Here is a 15,362-nt window from a genome sequence, read left to right on the forward strand (position 1 = left end):
ACGAGACTCTTTCGGGCGCGGCGGCATGACCGCGCCCGCACTGTCGCAACCTACTCGACCACCACCGATAATGCCGAACCCGTATAGACCGGCCGCACTTTCACAGTGCCCGCATCTATCGACGTAAAGGTTCCGGTCAGGCCGTTGGCGGAGATAACGTCGAGCCGCGTTCCGGCGGCCGGTGCAGCGCCATCGAAAACGAGCTTCAGCGTTGCGCCCTCAAGCACCGCATTGCCCCGGATCCGCAACGGAGCCTTTTGCGCATCAAGCATCAGCGTGCCGCCCGTCTGCATATAGTCACCGCCGATGACAACGTCTTTGCCTGCCCTGAGCGAAAGCGCGCCGCCGGTGACCAGCACATTGCCGATTCCAAACGCATCGGCAGACGACGCCACCAGCGTTCCCTCCCTCAAAATGGTACCGCCGCCATAGCTGTTATGGCCGCTGAGCGTCAGCGCCCCGCTGCCGGATTTGACGAGACGCCCTGCCCCGGCAATATCGTTCGTCCAGCGGTCTGCCGCATTGAACCCGCCGGCGGCGGCGTCCATGGTCACCTCGACATCGCCGTCAAACGCGCCGTAGCCACCGGCGGCGGCCACCAGATTGATGCGGCCCCAGCCATTGCTGTCATCGAGCAGCGGATAACCGGCCTCGATGCCGGTGGAAAATAACACCGCGCGCCGTTCTGCGGCATCGAGATAAGGCAGGCGCGTCTCCAGCAGCACTTCGGCGCCCTTCGGCACCACCATCGGCGCATCGCCCACGGCCTTGTCGCGGCTGAAGGAGAAAGTCATGCGCCGGCGATAATCCGCCCCGTTCTTGGCGTCATCGGCAAAGCGGTCGGCATCCGGCCCTGCGCCATGGGCGAAATCGACAAGCGACTGTCCCTGCGGCAGACGCTTAGTGAAATAGGCCTGCAAGGCTTCATGCGCCGCCTTCTTCACCTCGGCATTTTTCGGATCCTGCAGCATGGCCGCAGCGATCGCGGTTGCCGTGATGCGGCCGCCGATCGCGTCGAGCGGCGAATGCATGCCGGCGACGATACGGCTCTCGCCGAGTTCGGAGGCCGCCGTCAGCAATTCGGAAAAGCGCTCCGGCGCGGCATAGGCATAAGCGATGGCGGCGAGATAGGCGGCATTGGTGTGCCCGCTCGGGAAACCGCCATCCTTGCCGCGACCGCGGGTTTCACGCACATATTTCAATGCCGGCACGAGGACACCGGGATCGCTGTCATAGTTTTCGAATGAGCGGTCGCCGATCGTTTCCTTACCCGTCTCGATCACCTCGCCCTTGGCGTTCATGCGCCAGGGACGCGGTGAGGAATAGAAATATTTGGCCGGCGATGTCGTGCCTTCTGGACCGCGGATCACCTTCATGAAAGTGACGAAATCCTTCAGCTCGCTATCCGCCGCACCCGCCTCGGTGCCCTTATCGTCCTCTTTGCGGGTGATGACCTCGTTCGGATCGAAATCCGCGGGCGTGTGATTGATCGTCGCCGTCGCCCCCGCCCCTTCGCGATACCAGGCGGCAAGCGGGCCCAGGCCGTCGATGACGCTGTAGCCCTGCGAGCGGCGGTCGTTCATATAGGCTTCGAAAGCGGCGGCGCGCGTGCGGTTCTCGCCGGTCACGGAAAGGACGTAGCGCATGTTTTCCTGCCAGACAGCGGGATCAACGATCTTCACATGGCTGAAATCCGCCGGGCCATCGCCATTGGCGCCGCCATCGGCCCAACTTTCATCGCCAAGCGTCCAGATGCTATTAAAACCGGAGAGGATTTCGATGATGGGATTATCCCGGTCATCATAGGCCCGGACGTCCTCGCCCTTCTCATTCTTGCCGGTCTGGTTGCGATAATTGTCGGCAAGCGGCAGCGGATATGTCGCGGCCGGTTCCGGCACCGTGATGGCAAAACCCCGCCCCACCGGTTCGGCGGCATCAAAAGCCTGCGCGCCGGGCACAAAAACCAGCAAGGCGACCGAGGCGAGCAGGGTCGAGCGTGCGGAAAAGAAAGACGACTTCTTCAGTCTGGCCATGACGAATCCTATGATTTTCAGCGAGTGACGCGTGACGAAAAACAGGCGGCGCGGCGTTCCGCGCGCCTCATCGTCAGGTTTAAACAAAGCATATTTCAGTTTTTCGATGGACCGACGGGAACGGCTCCTTGCGGCGGTTCCCTGGCGACGTTGCGCCGCCTCCGCAAGGAAACGGCGGAATATGCCCGGAGTATCACTCCGGGCATATCGTCCGACGGCTTCTCCATTCCGCCAGAAGCGGATGGCCGTGCCGTTATTTCTTGACCGCGACAGCCTCGTTGATCTTGGCGACGTCGTCTTCCAGAACCTTGTAGGTCTGGTCGAGTGTCAATTCACCGACGATGAGCTGGCTCATGCGCTGCACGATCTGCTGATACATGGCGCTGCCGCCCTTGGCGCGTTCGAATTCACGCGCGGCCTGCGGCACGTTCTTCTTGTTGTCGAGGAAGACCTTCATCGCCGCCTTGGCATTTTCGCTCTTCAGCTTGTATTGCGGATCGACGATCTCGGCACCCGTCAGGATGACATAGTTCTCGGCAATTTCCCGCTGCACCTTTTCGGAGCCGAGGAATTCGATGAAATGGGCGACATCCTCGGGATATTTGGTGCGCTTGAAGCCGACGATTGCGGTGCCGCCGGGCATGGCGTAGCAGCCGGCATCGCCGCAGGGCGCATTGATCGCGGTCCATTCGAAACCGTCGCCGATCTTATTCTGGAACGGATTGACCATCCAGTTGCCGGCGAGATAGGTCACGACATTGCCGTTGACGAACTCGTCACCCATGTTCTTGTACTGGGAACCACCGGCGGCACCCCACATTTCCTTGGGGAAGCTGCCGTTCTGCGTCCATGAAAAGAGATCGGCGATGTATTTTTTCGCCGCATCATCAGGGAAGCTGAACTTGCCGTCCTTCACATAGGTCGAGCCATAAGAGAAGGCGCCGCCGGAAAAGCGGTGGCCGGAACGGTCCATGGTGAAGGGGATCTGCACGCCGGTCGACTTGGCGACGCGGGCGGACGCTTCAACGATCTCGCTTAACTTGGCGGTCGGGCCGGGCAAGGGTTCGCCGGCCTGCTCGAACAGCGTCTTGTTGACGAAAGGCAGGTTCAGCGTCTGCGACGCCATATAGCCATTGATCGATTTCGGGTCGTTGACATTGGGCAGGCGAAGCTGGTCAAGGCTGGAACCATGCAGTTTCGCGAAGGCTTCCGCATCCTTCATGTAAGGCCGCATGTCGAGATAATAGGGCGCGAGCTGCCAGTCGGTGATCTTGGCGATGTCAGGGCCCTCGCCCACCGCCAGCTGCACCGGCAGCTGCTTGGAAACGGCGTCATAACCCGACGATACGAAATTGATCTTCACGCCGGGATTGGCCGTCTCGAACTCCTTGCTGAGTTCCGACATGCGCTGCACGTAACCCTGGTCGTCATCGGTAAAAAGGAACGTAATCGTGCGGGTCTCGGCCTGGGCCGTCGCAAGACCGGCGACGGAGGCCACTACGAGGGCGCTGACGCCCGAAAACAATTTCATCATGCTCATCCTCCCAATGAAAATATTTTCATAAATCGAATGGAAGCTCCTCTGCTTAATTCGATTTATAATGTTTTGCGGCTTGACAGAATAAACGTCAAGCTGTTTGTTTTGGCGAAATCGCACAAATCGAAGCGAAAGAGCGAAAACAGATTTGTGAAAATAATTTCATTATCGATCGACGGGAGGCGATCCATTATGACGGATGGACCATTTGCGGCGAACGCGTCGCAGCCGACATATACCGTCACGGATGGCGAGACGGTGACCGCCTGGATCGTCTCCGATCTCGTGGAGACGTCGTTTCCCGGCATCGCAGCCCCCGCCGAAGACCGCGTGAACTATCGCTTCATCAATGGTTTCGTGGATGTGGGCGACCTTCCCTGCCGCAAGGCCTTCCAGGAAACCATGATCGGCCGCGATATCTTGCCCGCTGCCGGCTGGCCGGTGTCGCACCTCAACCTGCCAGGCTCCAACCGCCGCGTCGAATTCACCGGCTTCTGGCATGTTCCGACCCACGTACAGCGCTGGCTGAAGGGCACCTTCGGCAGCGAGACCGCAAGAAAGGCGCATTTCCGGCTGCACACCTGCGGCGGCGTGCGCATCTGGGTGGGCGGCGTCGAACAGGTCCGTTTCGAACCCTTTATCCGCAATGTCGAGAGCAGCAGCGACATCACGCTCGATCTGTCGGCAGGCGATAACGAGGTGCTGCTGCTCTGCGAAGATCTGGCGGAGCGCGACATCATCTGGTTTTTCGAACTTGAGGTCATCGATCCGGTGCCGCTCACCGTCGTGCTGCCGGTGCCGCTCGACCGGGAGGAGACGAAGCGTCTGGCCGCACTGGTGCGCGACGTTCACCCGGCGCGGGATGTATTTTCCGGCACGCCCCTCGAACTGGTCTTCGGCGCGGCACCGGCAAACGACCTGCCGGTGCATATTGCCGTCAAAAGTCATGGCCACGAGCGCGCCACGCTCGCGGAAGTGGACACCGTGCTGAAGGCCGGGCAATCCGCGCTGACGATCCCCGGAACGTCGGGCATTCCGGACGGGTATCACGGTGTCAGAATCACCATGGGTTCGGGAGCGGGAACGGTCACCCGCCTCATCGACGCCGCCTTCATGCATGATATCGCGCCGGAAGCATCCAATGCCGATATCAACGAGCGCAAAAAGGCGGCCCTCTCCTTCAGCGCCCGTTTCGGCGCCTGGCGCATCGGCCGCGCGCTGGCGATGGTCGCCACCGGCAGCGATGACATCGAGACGATTGGCGGCATCGTTGATGCGACGCTGCACTCCATCGACAGGCGCGAAGACTGCTCCGATTTCGTGATGATCCCGCTGCTCTGGCTGGTGCGCGCCTATGGCGACCGGCTGCCGGCCGACATGCGGGCGCGGATCGATGCAACGATCCTCGGCTATCGTTACTGGGTGGACGAACCGGGCAATGACGTCATGTGGTTCTGGAGTGAGAACCATGTTCTTTGTTTCCACACCAGCCAGCTGCTGGCCGGCGACTATTTGCCGGATGCCCTTTTCACCGCGTCGGGCCGCTCCGGCCGGCAGCAGGCAGCGCTGGCCGCCGACCGTCTGGAGCGCTGGTTCGACAGCGTCGAGGCGCATGGCCTCGCCGAGTGGAACTCCGCCGCCTATTACCCCGTGGATTTCATCGGCCTTCTCGCCATCGAACATTGGGCGGGGCCGGAACTTGCCGCCCGTGCCCGCCATCAGCTCGATCTCATTTTCGAGATGATCGCGTTGCATACACTCGGCGGCGTCCCTTCCGGTTCGCAAGGGCGGGCTTATGACAAGGAACTGCGCGCCGGACCGCTGACGGAACTGGCGCCCTTCGCCGAGGTCGCCTTCGGCAAAGGCTGGCTCAATAATGGCGTCGCCTCGCTGCCGATGTTCTGCTGCGGCGACTACCTGCCGCCCGCGCATCTTGCCGCCCTCTCCCAGCTGGAAACCGGCCGTATGGTCGAGGCGCGGTATGCGCAGGGGCTGGAGCCCGGCAAGCTTGTGCTGTTCAAGAACGAGGCCGCCCAGCTTTCCACCGTTGTCGACCACAAGACCGGCCGCAAGGGCCACCAGCAGCATGTCATGGACATCAAGCTTGCCGGCCATCCGATGGCGCGGCTCTGGGTCAATCATCCCGGTGAGGACGATCCGTGGGGCAGCCAGCGCCCCTCCTATTGGGCGGGAAGCGGCATCCTGCCCCGCGTGGCGCAGCATCGCGATCTGGCGATGCTGATCTTCGACACGGACGATCACCGCAATGACTGGACCCATGCCTATCTCGGCCGCGACGGGCTGGACGAGGTGCTGACGGAAGGCAACTGGCTCATCACCCGTTCCGGCCGCGGCTTTGCCGCCCTTTACGCGACCAACGGGCTTCAGCCCATTACCGCAGGCGCCACCGCAAACCGCGAGATCAGATCGCCCGGCCGCCGCGCCGGCTGGGTGGGCGTCATCGGCTGCGGCGACAGGCAAGCCTTCGCCCGTTTCCGCGAGAAAATTCTCGCCACACAGGTCACCTTCAATGCCGAAAGCCGGCTGCTCTCGGTCACGCCGCCGGGCGGACCTGAGCTTACCCTGACCTGGGACGGCGTCTTCACCATCGGCAGTCAGGCCATGGCCTTCGACCACGACCAGCCCCAACCCCAAATTACCTTCGACAGTGCCGATCCCGCCTTGGGCGGCGCGACACGACCCTTCTACTCCTAAGCGGAATTGACAGATGAACCAGCCAAGCACGGAAAAAGAGACTCTCAGGACGACGATCGACAATGTCGCCGCCGCCTTCCGCCGCCTCAAAGGCATTCAGGAAGGTCTGGTCAGCGGCAGTTCCGACGGCAAGATCCAGTTCGATGAATGGGACTGGGAAGTGGGTGTGGGCCTGTACGGTTTCCTGCGCCGGGCGCTCGCCGCCAATGATCAGAAAGCGCTTGATGACCTCGTGACATGGTATGGCTGGCAGATCGAGCGTGGCCTGCCGCCGCGCCAGATCAACAGTTCCGCGCCGATGCTGCCGCTTGTCATCCTGACCGAACATGTCGACCGGCCGGATTTCCGCGCGCTGGTGGAAGACTGGGCTGACTGGCTGGTGCATGAATTGCCGAAAACCGAAGATGGCGGCTTCCAGCATGTCGTCAAGGAACGGCTGAATGAAGGCGAATTATGGGACGACACGCTGTTCATGGCATGTCTCTTCCTCGCCCGCGCCGGCGTCGTCTGCAAACGCCAGGACTGGGTGGACGAGGCGGTCTACCAGTTCATGATCCATACACGTTATCTGTCGGACCCCGTCACCGGGCTCTGGTATCACGGCTGGACCTTTAACGGCCGCCACAATTTCGCGGACGCCTTCTGGGCGCGCGGCAATTCCTGGATCACCGTCGCCATTCCCGAACTCTTCGACCTGGTGCCGACGCTTGCCGGAAAGGACAAACGTTTCCTCGCCAATGTACTGGCGAGCCAGGTGCGGTCGCTGCGGCAATATCAGCGTGAGGACGGCATGTTCCACACGCTGCTCGACGATCCCACATCGCCGGTCGAGACATCGGCGACGGCAGGCATCGCCTATGGCATTCTGCGCGGCATCGAGGCCGGCATCCTAGGCGAAGAGAACCGCCCCCATGCCGAGCGCGCGCTGAAGGCGGTGCTGGGCAATATCGATGACGAAGGTGTCGTTCACGGCGTCTCCGATGGCACGCCGATGGGCCACGATCTCGATTTCTACCGCCGCATTCCCAATCTGCCCACGCCCTATGGGCAGGCGCTGACGATGCTGCTTTTGATCGACGTTTTTCTGAAAAGGCCGCAGGCATCATGAGCATGAACCGCGAAATCATAGCCGCAGCCGATGGCCGCGACGCCACTGCCGCCATCCAGCAGGCAATAGACACCGTATCGGCCGCAGGTGGCGGGCGCGTGTCGCTCGCAGCCGGACGCCATGTCAGCGGCGGCCTTGTTCTTAAAAGCGGCGTGGAACTGCACCTTGCCGAAGATGCGGTGCTTGCACCCGTTTCCGATTACGAGGCCTATGCCGATACGACGGTTTCGGTCATCGCCGAGGATTCCAACCGCGGCATGATCATCGCGCGCGGCGCGCATGACATCGCCGTCACCGGTCCCGGCCGCATCGAGGCCGGCGGCGAAAACTTCATCATCGGCGACGACAAGGCCATGGGCACCTATATCCCGGCCAAAAAACGCCCGCGCGTCATGGTGCTGGAAGCCTGCCGCAACGTGCGCCTCGAAAACCTCCACGTCAGCGCCTCACCCATGTGGACGCTGCATATGGTCGATTGCGAGGACCTTCATTTCCGCAATCTCCGCATCGAAAACGATCGCCGCCTGCCGAATACCGACGGCATCGTGCTGGACGCCTGCCGGCGCGCCTTGATCGAGGATTGTTTCATCTCGACTGCCGATGACGGCATCTGCCTGAAGACCAGCGCCGGACCTGATGGCAAGGCGGTCGGAGCCTGCGCCGATATCACCGTTCGCCGTTGCACCGTTTCCAGCATGAGCTGCGCGCTGAAACTCGGCACGGAATCCTTCGGTGACTTCACCAATGTCGTGTTCGAGGATTGCAGTATCGTCCAGTCCAATCGCGGCGTCGGCCTTTTCTCCCGCGATGGCGGCGCGATGCGCAACATCCGTTTTTCACGTATTGAGACCGAGTGCCACGAAACGCCGGGCGGTTTCTGGGGATCGGGTGAAGCGGTCACCGTTACCGTTGTCGACCGCCGTCCCGAACGGCAGGCCGGCAGTGTGGACAATCTGGTCGTGGAAGACCTGAGCGGCTCGATGGAAGGCGCGATCAACCTCGTCGCCACCTCGAAGGCCGGCATTCACAATGTCCGGCTGGAGCGCATCACGCTTGCGCAGCAGCCCGGTAAGCTCGGCACCGGCCTGCAATATGACCTGCGCCCCACCAATGCTGATATCGCGCCAAGCGCCGATGCGGCTGGCCGCGCCAATGCCTGGACGCAGGATGCTGAGGGCCGGATCGTCGGCATGGAGGATTATCCGGGCGGCATGCCCGCGATCTACCTTGAGGGCGTTCACGGATTTTCGGCGCATGATGTCGCCATCAAGAGAGCGACGCCCTTGCCCGAGGGCTGGAACAGGCAGGAGATCGTCGCGACGACGGGCTCTGATGAAGGGAGCAGGTGATGGGAAGTCTGAAACTCGAAAACCTCAACAAGGCGTTCGGCGCCGTTCATGTGCTGCATGATATCGATCTTCAGATCGAAAACGGCGAATTCGTCGTTTTCGTCGGCCCTTCAGGCTGCGGAAAATCGACGCTGCTGCGCATCATCGCCGGTCTCGAAGACGTCACGTCGGGCACAATCGCCATCGGAAATCGCGATGTCAGCGCGCTTTCTCCCGCCGAGCGCAAGATCGCCATGGTCTTCCAGTCCTATGCGCTTTATCCGCATATGAGCGTGCGCAAGAACCTTGCATTCGGGCTGGAGAACCTGCGCTTCAAGCGGGCGGAAATCGAAAGCCGCATCAACGAGGCGGCGCGCATGCTGGCCATCGAACCCTATCTCGACCGCAAGCCGAAACAGCTTTCCGGCGGCCAGCGTCAGCGCGTCGCCATCGGCCGCGCCATCGTGCGCGAGCCCGATATCTTCCTGTTCGACGAGCCGCTTTCCAACCTCGATGCGGCGCTGCGCGTCCAGACCCGCGCCGAAATCACGAGGCTGCATCGCGATATCAAGACGACGATGATCTATGTCACCCATGATCAGGTGGAAGCCATGACCATGGCCGACAAGATCGTGGTGCTGCGCGCCGGGCGCATCGAGCAGGTGGGCAGCCCGCTCGAGCTTTTCGACAATCCGCGCAATCTCTTCGTCGCCGGTTTCCTCGGCTCGCCGCGCATGAACATGCTCAAGGGCATCATCACCAAGGGCGGTGACGGCGGCATCGCCATCGACGCCGGCTACGGCGTGTCCCTGCCCTGCCTCGTTGATCCGGCAACCGTCAGCCCCGGACAGGCTGTTCTGGCGGGCATACGCCCCTCGCATTTCACCATCGCGGATGCCGGCCTACCCTTTGAGGTGCAGTACCACGAAAGCCTCGGCACCGAGACCTATCTCTACGGCAATATCAAGGGTGAGAAGGAGCAGATCATCGTGCATCAGGCGGGCCATTTCGCGCCCGCTTCCGGCTCGGTGCTGAAGATCATGCCGGCGCGTGAGAAGGTGCATGTCTTCGATCCCGCCACCGAGCTGGCGCTGCCGCGCCTTGCGAGCGAAGGGAGAGGGTAGCATGGCCAATCCGAAGCTCGCGAGACTGTCCGACCGTGCGCTCGACGCCGTGATGGCGATTGCCGAAGTGCCGCTCAACTTCATCGAGCGGCTGATCGGCAAGAGGCGCATGCCCTATATTTTCCTGATGCCGAACCTCGTTCTCTTCGGCATTTTCACCTTCCTGCCGATTGCCATTGCCGTCGGTTACGCCTTTACCGGCGGCACCGAACTTTTGATCACCGACCGCCCGTTCGTCGGTTTCGAGAATTTCGGCAAGCTGCTGGATTGCCAGAGCTATATGGACCCCGGAAGCTGCCGGGAATCCCTGTTCTGGACGGCGATCTGGAACACTTTGTGGTTCGTCGGCTTCAACGTCATCGCCACGCTGCTGGTCGCGCTCATCACCGCGCTCATCCTCAACCGGGCGATCGCCGCGCGCGGTTTCTTCCGCGCCATGTTTTTTTACCCGGTCCTGCTGTCGCCCGTCGTCATCGGCCTCATCTGGAAATGGTTCCTCGACCGCAACGGCCTGCTCAACGCCTTTTTCCAGATGCTGGGCGTGCCGCCGGAAATCTTCCTGCTGGATGTCGGCTGGTCGCGTTTCTTCGTCGTAGTGGTCTCGGTCTGGTTCCACATGGGCTTTTATACGCTGATCCTGCTGGCGGGCCTTCAGGCCATCCCGAAGGACCTCTATGAAGCAGCAGCCATCGATGCCGCCTCGCCCCGGCGCACGCTCTTCCGCATCACCCTGCCATTGCTTGGTCCCAACCTGCTCGTCGTGCTCATCCTGTTGATGATCCGCTCGGTGCAAATCTTTGATGAAGCATGGGTTCTCACCAACGGCGGCGGGCCGGGCACGGCCAATACATTCGTGGTGCAATATATCTACCAGATGGCCTTCGGCAGCGATCTGAGGCTGTTCGGTCTTGCATCCGCCGCATCGGTTCTCATGGGCCTTGTGCTTCTTGCGCTGACGCTCGTGCAATTGCGCCTTGGCAAAAAGATGGAGTCCTGACCATGTCCAACGCCGTCTCTTTCCTCACGCGCACCCGCCGCCCCGGCCGGATCGGCCTCACCGATATCCTCTCCTGGGTCTGGCTCATCGGCGGCACGCTTGCCGTCCTCATCCCGGTCGTCTGGGCCGCCATGTCTTCGCTGAAACCGGAAGCCGAGATCACGCGGTTTCCGCCGAGCCTCCTGCCGCGCGCCGCCGTGCAGGTGGAAGTGCAGGGTTACGACAAGCCGCTCAGCCTGTGGAAAGCCAGCATCGATGGCATGGAGCGGGAAATGGCCATGATCCGCCGCGTCGGCCTCAAGGCCCAGATGGTCGACCCGGCCAATCCCGGACCGCCCGTCAGCGTCGACACGCGCGAAATAACGCCTGTCCAGAAACTGACCATTGCGACGGAGAACTTCACCGATCCGCTGACCCGGTTCAGCTTCCTGACTTTCCTCAAGAACTCGGTATTCGTCACCTTTGTCGCAACCATCCTGACGCTGATCGTCAACGCCATGGCCGCCTTCGCGCTCTCGAAATACCGTTTCCGTGGCGAGAAGGCGATCTTCGTGCTGATCATCTCCACCCTGATGATCCCGCTCACCGTCGTCATGGTGCCGGCCTATCTCGTCATCGTTGGCGTCGGTCTCGTCGACAATCTCTGGGGCGTCATCATCCCCACCGTAGCAACGCCGACGGGCGTGTTCCTGCTCCGGCAATATATGCTGACCATCCCCGACGAGCTGATCGAGGCGGCGCGCGTCGATGCGGCCAGCGAATTCCGCATCTTCTGGCGCATCATCCTGCCGCTGACGGCGCCGGCTCTTGCGGTTCTCGCCATCTTTTCGGTGCTGTGGCGCTGGAATGACTTCCTCTGGCCGCTGATCGTCCTCAGCAGCCGCGAAAACTTCACGCTGCAGGTGGGCCTCAACGCCTTCCAGGGCGAGTTCTCGGTGCAATGGCACTATATTCTCGCCATGACCTTCCTCAGCCTGGCGCCTGTCACCGTCGTGTTCCTGTTCCTGCAGCGCTATATCACGACAGGTATTGCCGGCACGGGAATGAAATAAACACTGATCACTTGGGGGGCGGCGCGATGCTGCCCCTCAACACCAGCCGACAACCGAGCTCGAGCCGGTGCGCCGGACGTGTCGGATCGGCCGCCATAAGCCGCTGCTCCAGCAGCGCAAGCGCCGCACCGCCCAGCCGGTCGGCGGGCAACTGGATGGTGCTGAGCGGCGGCGCACTGAAAGCCGCCGGCATTATATCGTCAAACCCCAGCACCGAGATATCGTCCGGCACCCGGATTCCGGCCTCCGTCAGCGCCTTCAGGCAGCCAAGCGCCAGATTGTCGGCGGCGCAGAAAATCGCCGTGGCGTTTCTGAGCGGCTTGTCTTCGGCCAACAGGCGGCGGATGGCGGCCTCGCCCCATTCAGGCTCGTAACTTTCCACCTCGATGACCATATCGGCGGGAACAGTGAGGCCCGCCGCGAGATACGCGTCGCTATAACCGTCATAACGGCGGCGGATCGTCGTGCGGCCCTTCCAGGTGATGTGCAGAATATTGCGATGCCCGAGCGACAGCAGATGCTCGATACCGAGGCGCGCGCCAAAACGGTTCTCGGCCGTTACCGTATCGACGATCATGGCCGGATCCTCGCCATTGATCAGCACCACCGGCCGCGCAAGCGCCGATAGCGCCTCGACCAGCTGCGGCCTGTCATCATTCAGGATAACGATACCATCGACATTGTCGGCGTCCGCCGCTGCCGCCACCAAAGCGGGATCGAGCCGGCTCGTCGCGCTCACATAGGGAACGATACGAATGCCGCGCCGCTCGCATTCGCGCCGGAAGCCGTTCAGCATCGTCCAGCTGACCATGTTGAGATCGCTCTGCGGTGCAGCATCATTGGTCATGGCCAGAAGCACCACGCGCAGGGTGGCGATCGTCGCCTTCTGCCGGCGGTTTTCGAGATAACCGAGCGCCCGGGCCGCCTCCAGCACCCGCTCGCGGACCTGCGTGGTCAAGGGTGCGGTGCCGTTGATGGCGTGCGACGCCGTGCTCAGCGAAACATTCGCTTCCCGCGCCACGTCCTTAAGCGTCGTTTTCCTATCCGCTTTCATATAGGGAAAATTCAACCACTCTTCTTCAGACGGTGCGGGCAGAAAGCCTGCCTCGCGCAGTCGATCTGAAGAATACCCGTGCCTGTTTACTGCTCTCTCGTCAGCGGAAGACTACAGCATCATCCGTAAATGCGGAATTGATTTCTCTGGGTTTTTACCGATCGTTTATCCCCCGGGAACGCCGCCCGCAGCAAACCGCAGGCGGCAAGGCGGTCAAAGCGCCCGGGAGATATGGTCGATGCTATCCTTCAAGGCAGCGACCGGATTCTTTAGCTCGTGCACTTCCGCCGCAAAGGGCTCGAAACTGTAAGGCCCCCTGTAACCGGCCGCCTCAAGCGCCCTGATCTGGGCAATATTTTCCAGCCGGTCGCCGCCATCCACCAGTACACGGTGGGCGTCCAGCATATCGGCGACTGAGACGGCGGGGTCGGTAACGCCGGAAATATGCACGAGGCCGGTACGTTCGGGGAAGAACTCTGTCTCGCCCGCAAGATGGTGGTGGAACGTATCGTGCACCAGCCTGTAGACATCACCGCCGCCTGCCGCGTCGATGGCCCTGATGGCCTCGGCCTTGGTGCGCAGCGACGAGACAGGGAAACCGAGCGGCTCGACAAGGCCGGTCAGTCCACGTTCCTCAAGGATCGGCTTCATGGCCTTCAGCGCGGCCACGAGATCATCGAACGAGACTTCCTTGCCCTCGTTGAGCGGGCACATGACCAGCGCCTTCGCACCGCTCGCCGCGGCATAATCCGCCATGGCAACAGCCCGTACAGGCAAATCGCCCGACCAGACGTTGAAGGGATAAAGCGCGTTGATCGAGATGATCGTCACGCCGGCCTTTTCGGCCGCCGCCTTCACGGCAGCCGGCTCCACTGTGCCGACGATGTCGGGCAGGTCGTTGCGGATTTCAACTTCGGTGAGGCCGAGTTCGCGGGCTGTCGCGAAGAATTCCTCAAGGGAGAGCTTCGGGGCGGTGATGTGGTTGATGGCGAAACGCATGAAAGACCTCACTGATAAAGGGCGGGACGCGTGGGAAGCTTAATTGCGACGGCTGCTCCGTCGGTCTCCTGCGCGGCGACGCAGGCGTCGGCGGTGATGGCCGCCACATAGCCGTCCCAGGAGCTGGGACCCGATGCCGTTCCCTTCGCCGCCGCATGGATGAAGTCCTGCAATTCCACATCGTAGCTGGCGATGAAGCGATCCTTCCAGTCGGTGAGGATATCGTTCTGCAGCTTGGCGCCGAGGCGCGTCTGCACCGACATCGGCTCCGGCAGGCTGGCAATGCCGTCCTCGCCCACCACCTGGCACTGGATATCGTAACCGTAATGGCAGTTTACGAAGATTTCGACGTCGATGATCGTGCCCTTCGCCGTCTCCAGAATGACGATCTGCGGGTCCTTCAGTCGCGCATGGCTTCTGGCCGCCGAGCGGGGAAAGAGAACCCGGGCCGAAACATAGTCATCATCAAGCAGCCAGCGCAGCACGTCGATCTCGTGGATCATCGTGTCGTGGATCGCCATCGGGGTCACATATTGCTCCGGAACCGCCGGGTTGCGATGGGCGGCATGCACCATGATCGGCGCGCCGATCCTGTTGTCGACGGCCTGTTTCAACGCCACGTAACCGGCGTCATACCGGCGCATGAAGCCCACCTGAACCAGCCGTCCGCCACGGGCCACCTCGGCATCGACGATGCGTCTTGCACCTTCCGCCGTTGTCGCCAGCGGCTTTTCGCAAAAGCAGGGCTTGCCGGCGGCGATTGCCGCCAGCACATATTGCTCATGCGTCGCGCCCCAGGAGGTGACGAGCACGGCATCCACATCGGGTGAGGCGATCAGCTCCTCGCCCGTGGCGAAGATTTCCGCGTCCGGGGCGATGTCATCACGCACCGCTTCCGCCGATCCATGATTGACATCGCTCAGCGCGACGACCTTTGCGCCGCCGAGGACCTTGCTGATGCGGCGGGCATGGTCGCGGCCGATGGCGCCGGTGCCGATGACACCAATTCTCACAGTCATTTTCAAAACCTCACTTCCGGTATTTTTCGATGTAATTGTTGATCTCGGCACACATGAACTTGCTCGATTCATCGGCCCTGTCCTCCCAGGCGAAGACACAGGAGGTCATGATGCCGTCGAAACCGATTTCGGAAAGCGTGCCGAAGAAGTCGTCCCACGGCACTTCGCCCTGGCCGATATTCAAGTGCTGATGCACCCGCGCCTGCGTGCCCGGCGGATTGAGGATATAACGCAGCCCAGAGCTCGCCTTGTGGTTAAAGGTATCGCCCACATGCACATGCGCCAGCACATCCTTGGCTTCCCGCAGCATCGCCTTGGTGTCGTCGCCGAAATAGAAGGTATGCGGCGCGCAATAGAGGAACTTCACATTCTTCGAATTGACGGTGCGGATGATGT

General features: G+C 61.7%; 12 protein-coding genes. 6 read left to right on the top strand and 6 right to left on the bottom strand.

Annotation, left to right across the window (positions count from 1 at the left end; all coding sequences use genetic code 11):
• Positions 1 to 50 precede the first annotated feature (50 nt).
• Positions 51 to 2,033 (bottom strand): phosphatase PAP2 family protein, encoded by a 1,983-nt coding sequence (locus ASB65_RS23840; RefSeq protein ID WP_060725535.1) that lies wholly within the window; start codon positions 2,031 to 2,033, stop codon positions 51 to 53.
• Between the two features lie 253 nt (positions 2,034 to 2,286).
• Positions 2,287 to 3,567 carry an ABC transporter substrate-binding protein gene (locus tag ASB65_RS23845; RefSeq protein WP_060725536.1) on the bottom strand — a complete coding sequence of 427 codons (1,281 nt, stop codon included), beginning with the start codon at positions 3,565 to 3,567 and terminating at the stop codon, positions 2,287 to 2,289.
• 195 nt (positions 3,568 to 3,762) lie between these two features.
• Between ASB65_RS23845 and ASB65_RS23850 the strand changes: the two genes are divergently transcribed.
• Genes ASB65_RS23850 through ASB65_RS23875 form a run of 6 tightly spaced genes read left to right on the top strand, consistent with a single transcriptional unit; the run spans position 3,763 to position 11,894 of the window.
• Positions 3,763 to 6,285 (top strand): hypothetical protein, encoded by a 2,523-nt coding sequence (locus tag ASB65_RS23850; protein ID WP_060725521.1) that lies wholly within the window; start codon positions 3,763 to 3,765, stop codon positions 6,283 to 6,285.
• Between the two features lie 13 nt (positions 6,286 to 6,298).
• On the top strand, positions 6,299 to 7,393 hold the full coding sequence (locus ASB65_RS23855) for a glycoside hydrolase family 88 protein (RefSeq protein ID WP_060725522.1): 1,095 nt from the start codon (positions 6,299 to 6,301) through the stop codon (positions 7,391 to 7,393).
• A complete protein-coding gene (locus ASB65_RS23860; protein WP_060725523.1) occupies positions 7,390 to 8,742 on the top strand; it encodes a glycoside hydrolase family 28 protein in 1,353 nt (450 codons plus the stop codon). The genes ASB65_RS23855 and ASB65_RS23860 overlap by 4 nt, the downstream gene beginning before the upstream one ends.
• Positions 8,742 to 9,845: an ABC transporter ATP-binding protein gene (locus ASB65_RS23865; protein WP_060725524.1), complete on the top strand. Its 1,104-nt coding sequence runs from the start codon at positions 8,742 to 8,744 to the stop codon at positions 9,843 to 9,845. Before ASB65_RS23860 ends, ASB65_RS23865 begins: the two co-directional genes overlap by 1 nt.
• Before the next feature lies 1 nt (position 9,846).
• Complete coding sequence (locus ASB65_RS23870) at positions 9,847 to 10,842, top strand: carbohydrate ABC transporter permease (protein ID WP_060725525.1); 996 nt, start codon at positions 9,847 to 9,849, stop codon at positions 10,840 to 10,842.
• A 2-nt stretch (positions 10,843 to 10,844) separates the two neighbouring features.
• Entirely contained in the window at positions 10,845 to 11,894 is a 1,050-nt protein-coding gene (locus ASB65_RS23875) for a carbohydrate ABC transporter permease (protein WP_060725526.1), read from the top strand.
• 7 nt (positions 11,895 to 11,901) lie between these two features.
• On the opposite strand, the gene ASB65_RS23880 is transcribed toward ASB65_RS23875, so the two are convergent.
• The 4 genes from ASB65_RS23880 to ASB65_RS23895 all read right to left on the bottom strand — a co-directional run.
• Positions 11,902 to 12,948 carry a LacI family DNA-binding transcriptional regulator gene (locus ASB65_RS23880; RefSeq protein ID WP_174014796.1) on the bottom strand — a complete coding sequence of 349 codons (1,047 nt, stop codon included), beginning with the start codon at positions 12,946 to 12,948 and terminating at the stop codon, positions 11,902 to 11,904.
• Between the two features lie 213 nt (positions 12,949 to 13,161).
• Complete coding sequence (locus ASB65_RS23885; RefSeq protein ID WP_060725528.1) at positions 13,162 to 13,947, bottom strand: TIM barrel protein; 786 nt, start codon at positions 13,945 to 13,947, stop codon at positions 13,162 to 13,164.
• Positions 13,948 to 13,955: 8 nt separating this feature from the next.
• Entirely contained in the window at positions 13,956 to 14,966 is a 1,011-nt protein-coding gene (locus ASB65_RS23890) for a Gfo/Idh/MocA family protein (protein ID WP_060725529.1), read from the bottom strand.
• 10 nt (positions 14,967 to 14,976) lie between these two features.
• Positions 14,977 to 15,362 (bottom strand): sugar phosphate isomerase/epimerase family protein (locus ASB65_RS23895; RefSeq protein ID WP_155643912.1); only part of this gene is annotated, 386 nt, incomplete at its 5' end.

The organism is Agrobacterium tumefaciens str. B6, assembly GCF_001541315.1.
GTDB lineage: Bacteria > Pseudomonadota > Alphaproteobacteria > Rhizobiales > Rhizobiaceae > Agrobacterium > Agrobacterium radiobacter.

Bases quoted from the DNA above. Each gene is read 5' to 3' on its own strand.
- ASB65_RS23840 (WP_060725535.1), bottom strand. From the start codon at position 2,033: ATGGCCAGACTGAAGAAGTCGTCTTTCTTTTCCGCACGCTCGACCCTG.
- ASB65_RS23845 (WP_060725536.1), bottom strand. From the start codon at position 3,567: ATGATGAAATTGTTTTCGGGCGTCAGCGCCCTCGTAGTGGCCTCCGTC.
- ASB65_RS23850 (WP_060725521.1), top strand. From the start codon at position 3,763: ATGACGGATGGACCATTTGCGGCGAACGCGTCGCAGCCGACATATACC.
- ASB65_RS23855 (WP_060725522.1), top strand. From the start codon at position 6,299: ATGAACCAGCCAAGCACGGAAAAAGAGACTCTCAGGACGACGATCGAC.
- ASB65_RS23860 (WP_060725523.1), top strand. From the start codon at position 7,390: ATGAGCATGAACCGCGAAATCATAGCCGCAGCCGATGGCCGCGACGCC.
- ASB65_RS23865 (WP_060725524.1), top strand. From the start codon at position 8,742: ATGGGAAGTCTGAAACTCGAAAACCTCAACAAGGCGTTCGGCGCCGTT.
- ASB65_RS23870 (WP_060725525.1), top strand. From the start codon at position 9,847: ATGGCCAATCCGAAGCTCGCGAGACTGTCCGACCGTGCGCTCGACGCC.
- ASB65_RS23875 (WP_060725526.1), top strand. From the start codon at position 10,845: ATGTCCAACGCCGTCTCTTTCCTCACGCGCACCCGCCGCCCCGGCCGG.
- ASB65_RS23880 (WP_174014796.1), bottom strand. From the start codon at position 12,948: ATGAAAGCGGATAGGAAAACGACGCTTAAGGACGTGGCGCGGGAAGCG.
- ASB65_RS23885 (WP_060725528.1), bottom strand. From the start codon at position 13,947: ATGCGTTTCGCCATCAACCACATCACCGCCCCGAAGCTCTCCCTTGAG.
- ASB65_RS23890 (WP_060725529.1), bottom strand. From the start codon at position 14,966: ATGACTGTGAGAATTGGTGTCATCGGCACCGGCGCCATCGGCCGCGAC.